The following is an 8,433-nucleotide window of genomic DNA, read 5'->3' as shown; positions in this document are numbered from 1 at the left end:
CCCGGAAGCTAAGCCTTTCAGCGCCGATGGTACTGCAGGGGGGACCCTGTGGGAGAGTAGGACGCCGCCGAACAATTTTTGGGAAAAGCCCCGCACCAGACCCTCAGGGTCACGGTGCGGGGCTTTTCTGCGTTTAAGGTCGAGTCATGCGCTATGACCTCATCATCTTCGACAACGACGGCGTGCTCGTCGACAGCGAGCCCATCTCCAACACCATCCTGTCCGGTTATCTGACCGAGCTGGGCCACGCCACCTCGTACGAGGACTCCCTCCGTGACTACATGGGGGCCGCCATCCACCGCGTCCACGATCTGATCCAGGAGCGCACCGGGCAGGCGCTGCCCGCCGACTTCGACGAGACGCTGCACGCCCGGATCTTCGCCGCATTCGAGCGGGAGCTCCAGCCCGTCGCCGGCGTCACCGACGTACTCGGAAAGCTCGTGGCGGACGGCGTGCCGTACTGCGTGGCATCCTCCGGGTCCCACGAGCGGATCAGGGTCGGGCACCTCAGGACCGGGCTCGACGAGTGGTTCGAGGACGAGTGGATCTTCTCCTCGGAGGACGTCGGGCGGGGCAAGCCGGCGCCGGACCTGTTCCTGCACGCGGCCGAGCGGATGGGCGTCGCCCCCGAGCGGTGCGTCGTCATCGAGGACAGCCCCCTCGGCGTCGAGGCCGCGCGGGCCGCCGGCATGGACGTGTACGCGTTCACCGCGATGACGCCGGCCGAGCGGCTTCCCGGGGCCAACGGGCACTTCGGCGACATGCGGCAGCTGCTCGAATTGCTCGGGTGATCTCTCTACCCAGGAGTAAGTAACGGCCCTAGGCTGTGCCGCCATGACAGACCCACGCCTGCGGCACGGCAGGGCGTCCCTGGCGGTCAGTTTCTTCGCGCAGGGCATGGCTTTCGCCCTCCTGGTGACCCGCATACCCGCGATCCAGGACCGGTACGGGATATCCGACGGGCTGCTGCCCGTCTTCCTCGCGGCCGTGCCGATCCTCGCGGGGGTCGGCAGCGTCTGCACCGAGCAGCTGATCAAGCGGGTGCGGCCGAGCGTCGTGCTGCGGTTCGCTCAGCCCGCCGTGCTCCTGGCGCTGCTCGGCGCCGGCGCGGGCGACCGGATGTGGCAGGCCGCGCTGTCGCTCGGCGCGTTCGGGCTCTCGGTGGGGGCCCTCGACGCCTCCATGAACATGCTGGGGGTCAGCCTCCAGCGCACGTACGGGCGCAGCATCATGCTCGGGTTCCACGCCTCGTACAGTCTCGGCGGGATCGGGGGAGCCTCGCTCGCCTGGGTGGGGGCGCACTGGCACCTGTCGCTGCTCGTGTCGTATCTGCCCGTCGTGGCCGTGCTGCTGCCGGTGTGTCTGGTGGCGAGCCGGTGGTACGTGGACGGGGAGCCGGCCGGTGAGGTGGGGCAGGGCGCTGCGGCTGCGGGCAAGCCCGTTGTCTTCCGGCTGTTGTTGCCGCTGTGCCTGGTGATGAGCTTCGCGTACATCGGGGATTCGACGGTCTCCAACTGGAGTGCCAAGTACCTCCAGGACACGCTGGGCAGTTCCGAGCAGCTGTCGACCGTTCCGTACAACGTCTACATGGTGACCACGCTGCTCGGGCGGGCCGCCGGGGACTTCGGGGTGCGGCGGTTCGGGGCGGTGGCCGTGGTGCGGCTCGGGACGGTGCTCGCGGCCGCCGGGTTCGGCGTGGTGGCCCTCGCGCCGGGGCCCTGGGTGGGGATGGCCGGATTCACCCTGCTTGGGTTCGGGCTCTGCGTGATCGTGCCGCAGACGTTCGCCGCGGCCGGGCGGCTGTTCCCGGAGGCCAGCGATGCCGCGGTCGCCCGGCTCAACATCTTCAACTACGTGGGCTTCCTCGTGGGCTCGCCGCTCGTGGGGGCGCTCGGGGACGCCTGGAGCTATCGCGGGGCGATGCTGGTGCCGATGGTCCTGGTGCTCCTGACGCTGGTGTACGCCCGTTCGTTCGGCTCGGAGGCCGCCCGATACGGTGGCGGGCATGAGCGGCCGCGCACTGTTGATGTGGGATGAAGCTGTCACGCGCTACGACTTCGGGTCGAGCCATCCGATGGACCCGGTGCGGCTCGCGCTGACCATGGGTCTGGTGCGGGCGTACGGGCTGGACAAGCAGGTGGACGTCGTCGCCGCGCCGCCCGCGGGAGACTCGACGCTGCGGCTCGTGCACCGGCAGGACTACGTCGACGCCGTGCGGGCCGCGTCCGCGAACCCGCGTGCGGCCGACATCGCGTACGGGCTCGGGACGGTCGACGATCCCGCCTTCGCCGGGATGCACGAGGCGTCCGCGCTGATCGCCGGGCAGTCCGTGGCCGCGGCCGAGGCGGTGTGGGCGGGGGAGGCCTCGCACGCGGTCAACTTCGCGGGCGGCCTCCACCACGCGATGCCGGGCGGGGCGGCCGGGTTCTGCATCTACAACGACGCCGCTCTCGCGATCGCGCGTTTGCTTGAGCTGGGGGTCGAGCGGGTCGCGTACGTGGATGTCGACGTGCACCACGGGGACGGGGTGCAGGCGGCGTTCTGGGAGGACCCGAGGGTCCTTACCGTCTCGATGCACGAGCATCCCCGGATGCTGTTCCCCGGGACCGGCTGGCCCGAGGAGACCGGGGCGGACGGGCCCGGCGAGGGGTCCGCGGTCAATCTCGCGCTGCCGGCCGGGACGGGGGACGAGGGGTGGCTGCGGGCGTTCCACGCGGTGGTGCCGGAGCTCATCGCCGATTTCCGGCCACAGGTCCTCGTCACCCAGCACGGGGCCGACACGCACTTCGAGGATCCGCTGGCCCACCTGGCCGTTTCGCTCGACGCCCAGCGGGCCGTGCAGGCGGCCTGCCACTCGCTGGCACACGAGTACGTCGAGGGGGCGAAGTGGGTGGCGCTCGGGGGCGGCGGCTACTCGGTGGTGGACGTGGTGCCGCGGTCCTGGACGCACCTGGTGGGGATCGCGGGCCATGCGCCGGTCGATCCCGAGTCGGTGGTGCCCTCGTCCTGGCGCGATGAAGTGTACGCGCGCACGAGGGAGTTGGGCCCGGGCCGGATGACGGACGGGCGGACCGTGGCGTGGCGCTCGTGGGACGAGGGGTACGACCCGGCGAACCGGCTCGACCAGGCGGTGCTCGCCACGCGGCGGGCGGCCTTCCCGCTGCGGGGGCTGTTGCCTTAGGAGTGCCGGGATGTGCTGCGCCGTTACGCCAACTGTGGGGCAGAGCAAGGAAATTGATGCCTCGACGGGCGCGCTGCGGGAGCATCGTCGGGTGTTGAGCATCGGGGCGCTGCGGGCGCATCTTCTGGCGACCAGGCTGGCCGGGCCGGTGGCCACCTCGCGGGAGGAGAGCCTGCGGAGCTACCGGCTGTTCGCGGCGCGTGACCCCCGGGTCATGCTCGGGCTCGACCCCGAATGGGGTTGGGGCGAAAGGGACTTGCTGCGGCTGATGGCGGACAAGTGCGGGGTGAGCGACGATCCCCGGCATGTGAGCGGGCCCGATGTCATCGACCCGGAGCGGACGTTGGCGGGGCTCGACGCCTTCGCCGCGCGGCTCGGTGAGGTGGCCGCGCGGCGCGGCGCGGTGCTGCTCGGTACCGGGCATCCGCATCGGCTGCTCGGGTTCTACGCCGCGCTGGCGGACGCTTTGTCGGCGGCGGGATGCCCTGTCCTCACCCCCGCGCAGGGTAGCTCTGTCGACATAACGACCCGGTTCGGGGTACGTACGTACAACCTTGACTACGTACGGGGAGTCGCGTTGGTGCGGGAACCCGGCGCGCGGGGAGCCGGTGGCGAGACCGGCGCACACACCCATTCACCGCTCCCGATTCGGCTCGCTCTGGGGGCCGCGGCGGGGGGTTCCGGAGGGGTTCCCGACCTTGTGATCGGAGATCACGGATGGGTCTGCGGAGCAGGTCAGCTCGGTATTGAGGCGGTCGGTCTGGCCGATACGGACGACCCCGCGCTGTTCGTCGGGGAGGCCGAGGGGCGGGTGGCCGTGGCCGTTCCGCTTGATGACGCCGTGCGGTCCGATTACTACCGCCCGCTTACTCGCTATGTACTCAATCGAGCGTGTCTGTCACAGTAGGCGGCCGATCGCAGCTCCTCTTCCCCACTCGCACCACCCGCACCTAGTCTGGGGAGTGAGCGCACAGCGACGTTGAGTCACCGGAGGGGAAGCCGGTGCGCGTTCGGTGCGGAAGGTACAGGTGGGTCATGGCTGCTGGGAGTGACAGGCCTCTCAACGAGGTCAAGTTCCTGACCGTGGCGGAAGTCGCCTCGGTGATGCGAGTGTCGAAGATGACCGTGTACCGCTTGGTGCACAGCGGTCATCTGCCGGCGATCAGGGTGGGCAGGTCCTTCCGGGTCCCGGAGCAAGCAGTTCACGAGTATCTCCGCGAGTCCTTTGTGGGGGTGGAAACGGCCTGACGGGGCTCCGCGCTCCCCTCGGATTACGTCCCTCACTCGGCGGCAGGTAGGCTAGGCCGACGTAGGTCGTGTGGGCCCAGACGCCCCGCACCGAGTGAGAAGAAGTGAGCGAGGGTAGTCGTGGGCTCTGTTATCAAGAAGCGGCGCAAGCGGATGGCCAAGAAGAAGCACCGCAAGCTGCTCAAGCGCACGCGCGTTCAGCGTCGCAACAAGAAGTAAGCGAGCGCTGTTCGTGAGTTCGCAGCCCTCCCGCCGGATTGTCGGTGGGAGGGCTGTGGCGTATCCGGACGCGGTCCCCGGGGCGGTTTCTCGGCCATGCGCGGGCACGGGGTCATCGCCGCGCAACATCCAGCCGCTACGGTGGCGCACAGGGCGTAGGGGCGTACCTAAGGCCGAAGGAAGGCGCTGATCTTGGGGAAGGTCGTGCTCGTCACCGGAGTGGCCCGGCAGCTGGGCGGTCGCCTTGTGCGGCGGATCCAGCGTGATCCCGAGGTCGACCGGGTGATCGGGGTCGATGTCGTCCGGCCGGAGCACCATTTGGGTGGTGCCGATTTCGTGCGGGCGGACATCCGCCAGCCGGCGATCGCGAAGGTGCTCGCCGAGCACGCGGTGGACACCGTGGTGCACATGGACGTGACCGGCACGCCGCTCGGCTCCGGCGGCGGGCGTGCCACGGTCAAGGAGACCAACGTCATCGGCACGATGCAGCTGCTCGGCGCCTGTCAGAAGTCCCCGACGGTCAGACGGCTCGTCGTGAAGTCGAGCACCAGCGTGTACGGGTCCGCGCCACGCGATCCCGCGGTGTTCACCGAGACGACACCGCCCAAGTCGCTGCCCAGCGGCGGCTTCGCGAAGGACGCCGTCGAGGTCGAGGGGTACGTGCGCGGCTTCGCCCGGCGCCGGCCGGACGTCGCGGTGTGCGTCCTGCGGTTCGCGAACATCCTGGGGCCGAGCGCCGACTCACCGCTCGCCGAGTACTTCTCGCTGGCCGTGCTGCCGACCGTCCTCGGCTACGATCCGCGGCTCCAGTTCGTCCACGAGGACGACGTCATCGACGTGCTGCGGATCGCCTCGGGCGAGCCGCGGCGGGGCACGCTCAACAGCGGCACCTTCAATGTCGCGGGGGAGGGTGTGCTGCTCCTGTCCCAGTGCTCGCGGCGCCTCGGCCGGCCCACGGTGCCGGTGCTGCTCCCGGCGGTGCGCTGGGTCGGCACGGCGCTCAGAACGGTCGGGGTGACCGATTTCTCGCCGGAGCAGATTCGTTTGCTCACGCACGGCAGGGTGGTCAGTACCCTCCAGATGCGCGAGACACTGGGCTACGAGCCCAAGTACACGACGGCCGAGACATTCGCCGACTTCGCCCGCAGCCGGGGGCCGGGGCTGCTGCCGCCGGATTCGCTGGCCAGGGCTGTGGACCGGGTGGCGGGGTTGCCGTTCGCGCCCTTCCCGGGCGGGACCGGGGCCCGGGCCACCACCCCTTCGAACGCGGAATGAGGAGCGCACCAACGATGGCGGACGCCAAGGTCATCCCGTTCGACGACGACCGCTCGCGCCAGAGCGCGCAGCGCAGCGGCCGCAGGCGCCCGATCCCGGGCCGCCGCAAGGCCGAGCCGGGGCCGCAGCCGGCCGCGGCACCCGCTTCCCCGGTCAGTGCCCTCCCGGGGGCGCAGGAGGCCGGGGAGCAGGCTTCCGGGGCCCGTACGGAGACACCGCGGGAGCAGGGCGGCTGGGACCGGCGGATCGCCGGCGGCCTGTCGTTCCTGCGGCGGCGGATCACCGGCGAGTACGACGTCGACGAGTTCGGCTACGACAAGGAGCTCACCGACCAGGTCCTGATGTCGGTGCTCCGGCCGTTCTACGACAAGTACTTCCGGGTGGAGGTGAAGGGCGTCGAGAACATCCCGGCCGAGGGCGGGGCGCTGGTCGTCGCCAACCACTCCGGGACGCTTCCGCTGGACGGCCTGATGATGCAGGTGGCCGTGCACGACCACCATCCGGCGGGCCGGCACCTGCGGCTGCTCGCGGCGGACCTGGTGTTCATGCTGCCGGTCGTCAACGAGCTCGCCCGCAAGGCCGGGCACACCCTTGCCTGTACGGAGGACGCCGAGGCGCTCCTGGAGCGGGGCGAGGTCGTGGGCGTGATGCCCGAGGGGTTCAAGGGCATCGGCAAGCCGTTCGGCGAGCGGTACAAGTTGCAGCGCTTCGGGCGGGGCGGCTTCGTGTCGACCGCGCTGAAGACGGGCACGCCGATCGTGCCGTGTTCGATCGTGGGGGCCGAGGAGATCTACCCCATGATCGGCAACGCCAAGACACTGGCCCGCCTCCTCGGCTTCCCGTACTTCCCGATCACGCCGACGTTCCCGTGGCTGGGTCCCGCCGGTCTGGTGCCGCTGCCGACGAAGTGGACGATCCAGTTCGGCGAGCCGATCCCGACGGACGGCTATCCGCCGGAGGCGGCGGAGGACCCGATGCTGATGTTCAACCTGACCGACCAGGTGCGCGAACAGATCCAGCACACGCTGTACAAGCTGCTCGTGCAGCGGCGGTCCGTGTTCTTCTGAGTCCTTCCGAACCTTTCCGGCGAATCCCGCGGGCCGGTACGCGAGGAACTGCGGGCCGGTACGCGAGGGACTGCGGGCCGGGACGCGGCGGACTGCGGGCCGGTACGCGACGGGCTGCGGGCTGGTACGCGGCGAGAGGGGCCGGGATGCTTCCCGGCCCCTCTCACGTTCTCGCGGTCTCGCGTTGGCGCACGTACTTCTCTGCCGCTCGCCCGGCCAGTCCGGCTAGTCCGCCTTCTCCTCGTCGATGCCCAGGCCCGGCAGCAGGCCCGGCAGCAGCGGGGGCAGGGTGACGTCCGGCACCGGGGGCTTGGCCGACTTGTGGGGCGGGGCGGGCGCGGTGCTGCCCGTGCCCGGCTCGAACAGGCCGCCGGTGTTGCCGCCGAGGAGGCCCTCGTCGGAGGGTGAACCGGAGGGGTGCTGAGGCGGCTTTCCGCTCTGGCCGGGGGTGCTGTGGCCGGAGGCGCTGGACGAGGACGGCGTGGACGGGCGGGTCGCGCCCGAGGTGCCGCCGGGGTGCGAGGTGGTGTCCCGCCGGGTGTGCGTCTTGGAGGACGTCTTGGGCAGCAGCGACTGAAGCGGCTGGACCTCTTCGTCTATGGCGGTGAAGACCGACGTCACCTTGTTGCCGACGTCGTTCAGCTGCGGGGGCAGCTTGCCGCGCAGCTTGCTCCAGGTCTCGCGGTGCGCCTGGGAGAAGGAGTTGAGCGCGGCGATGGGGCCGAGGGAGCCGTCCCGGGCGTAGGCCTGGTGCAGCAGGCGGTGCCCCTCGGAGGCGTCGTGCTCCATGCCGCTGAGGGCGCGCCGGACCTCGCCGAGCTGCTCGTGGTCGAGGTCGCCGGAGCGGCCTCTTTCCAGCAGGCGTCTCGCCTCGGAGAGCCGGGTCGAGGCCTGGTCGAGGTAGAGCTCACCTCTGCTGGCGTCGTCGTCGGCCATGCCGAGCTTGAGGTCTTCCATGCCCCGCTTCAGCCCGTAGAGGGAATCACCGGGGAGGGCGTCGGAACTGGCAGCGGCCACGCCGCTGAACGCGCCCGCGGCCACGCCGATGCTGAGCCCCCCCGCCGCAATGCCCTTGGACCAGCGGGAGCGGGGTCGCAATTTCCGGAGCGACGTCGCCCGGTGGGCGCCGCGGCCGGTCCGCTGCTCGGGCACCTGAGGGTCGGCGGCACCGCCGCCGGCGAACATTCGCTCCATCTCGGCCATGAGCAGCGCTCGCTGCTCGATCTTGACCTGCGGGTCCATCTCCGGTTTCGGCAGTTCGCCGAGCCCACCCGCCAGGGTCAACAGCCCGCCGGTGTCGGCCTGTTCGGCCGGCCCGGTCTCGGGTGTCTCCTGGTCGGCCGCCGAGGCTTCTTCCAGGGCCTGGGCGAAGGCGTTCGCCCGCCGGTGCGCCGATACGTTCGCGATCACTGGCGGCACCTCCTCTCGTCATCACGGTCGACT

General features: G+C 70.7%; 9 protein-coding genes. 8 read left to right on the top strand and 1 reads right to left on the bottom strand.

The features are described from left to right. Positions 1 to 146 precede the first annotated feature (146 nt). From ACFYNP_RS36825 to ACFYNP_RS36790, 8 genes are all read left to right on the top strand, one after another. A complete protein-coding gene (locus ACFYNP_RS36825) occupies positions 147 to 791 on the top strand; it encodes an HAD family hydrolase (RefSeq protein WP_388791657.1) in 645 nt (214 codons plus the stop codon). A gap of 43 nt (positions 792 to 834) precedes the next feature. Beyond that, positions 835 to 2,037, top strand: coding sequence for an MFS transporter (locus ACFYNP_RS36820; protein WP_388791655.1), 1,203 nt, complete (start codon positions 835 to 837; stop codon positions 2,035 to 2,037). Next, a complete protein-coding gene (locus ACFYNP_RS36815; RefSeq protein WP_388791653.1) occupies positions 2,006 to 3,181 on the top strand; it encodes an acetoin utilization protein AcuC in 1,176 nt (391 codons plus the stop codon). Before ACFYNP_RS36820 ends, ACFYNP_RS36815 begins: the two co-directional genes overlap by 32 nt. Before the next feature lie 91 nt (positions 3,182 to 3,272). Beyond that, entirely contained in the window at positions 3,273 to 4,088 is an 816-nt protein-coding gene (locus tag ACFYNP_RS36810) for a phosphatase (protein WP_388791661.1), read from the top strand. 128 nt (positions 4,089 to 4,216) lie between these two features. Continuing rightward, a complete protein-coding gene (locus tag ACFYNP_RS36805) occupies positions 4,217 to 4,429 on the top strand; it encodes a helix-turn-helix domain-containing protein (protein WP_159030439.1) in 213 nt (70 codons plus the stop codon). A gap of 120 nt (positions 4,430 to 4,549) precedes the next feature. Further along, a complete protein-coding gene (locus ACFYNP_RS36800; protein WP_003948845.1) occupies positions 4,550 to 4,648 on the top strand; it encodes a 30S ribosomal protein bS22 in 99 nt (32 codons plus the stop codon). A 192-nt stretch (positions 4,649 to 4,840) separates the two neighbouring features. Next, complete coding sequence (locus tag ACFYNP_RS36795) at positions 4,841 to 5,923, top strand: NAD-dependent epimerase/dehydratase family protein (RefSeq protein ID WP_388420509.1); 1,083 nt, start codon at positions 4,841 to 4,843, stop codon at positions 5,921 to 5,923. Between the two features lie 14 nt (positions 5,924 to 5,937). Then, positions 5,938 to 6,990 carry a lysophospholipid acyltransferase family protein gene (locus tag ACFYNP_RS36790; protein ID WP_388791651.1) on the top strand — a complete coding sequence of 351 codons (1,053 nt, stop codon included), beginning with the start codon at positions 5,938 to 5,940 and terminating at the stop codon, positions 6,988 to 6,990. 225 nt (positions 6,991 to 7,215) lie between these two features. Here ACFYNP_RS36790 and ACFYNP_RS36785 read toward each other — a convergent pair whose 3' ends face one another. Continuing rightward, complete coding sequence (locus ACFYNP_RS36785) at positions 7,216 to 8,400, bottom strand: DUF5667 domain-containing protein (RefSeq protein WP_388791649.1); 1,185 nt, start codon at positions 8,398 to 8,400, stop codon at positions 7,216 to 7,218. Positions 8,401 to 8,433 lie beyond the last annotated feature (33 nt).

The sequence above is a fragment of the Streptomyces sp. NPDC006691 genome, assembly GCF_042869955.1.
In the GTDB taxonomy this organism is placed as follows: Bacteria; Actinomycetota; Actinomycetes; order Streptomycetales; family Streptomycetaceae; genus Streptomyces.
This window is presented reverse-complemented; position numbering and strand designations above follow the sequence as displayed.

Coding starts and splice junctions, on each gene's coding strand:
- ACFYNP_RS36825 (WP_388791657.1), top strand. CDS start 147: ATGCGCTATGACCTCATCATCTTCGACAACGACGGCGTGCTCGTCGAC.
- ACFYNP_RS36790 (WP_388791651.1), top strand. CDS start 5,938: ATGGCGGACGCCAAGGTCATCCCGTTCGACGACGACCGCTCGCGCCAG.
- ACFYNP_RS36805 (WP_159030439.1), top strand. CDS start 4,217: ATGGCTGCTGGGAGTGACAGGCCTCTCAACGAGGTCAAGTTCCTGACC.
- ACFYNP_RS36815 (WP_388791653.1), top strand. CDS start 2,006: ATGAGCGGCCGCGCACTGTTGATGTGGGATGAAGCTGTCACGCGCTAC.
- ACFYNP_RS36820 (WP_388791655.1), top strand. CDS start 835: ATGACAGACCCACGCCTGCGGCACGGCAGGGCGTCCCTGGCGGTCAGT.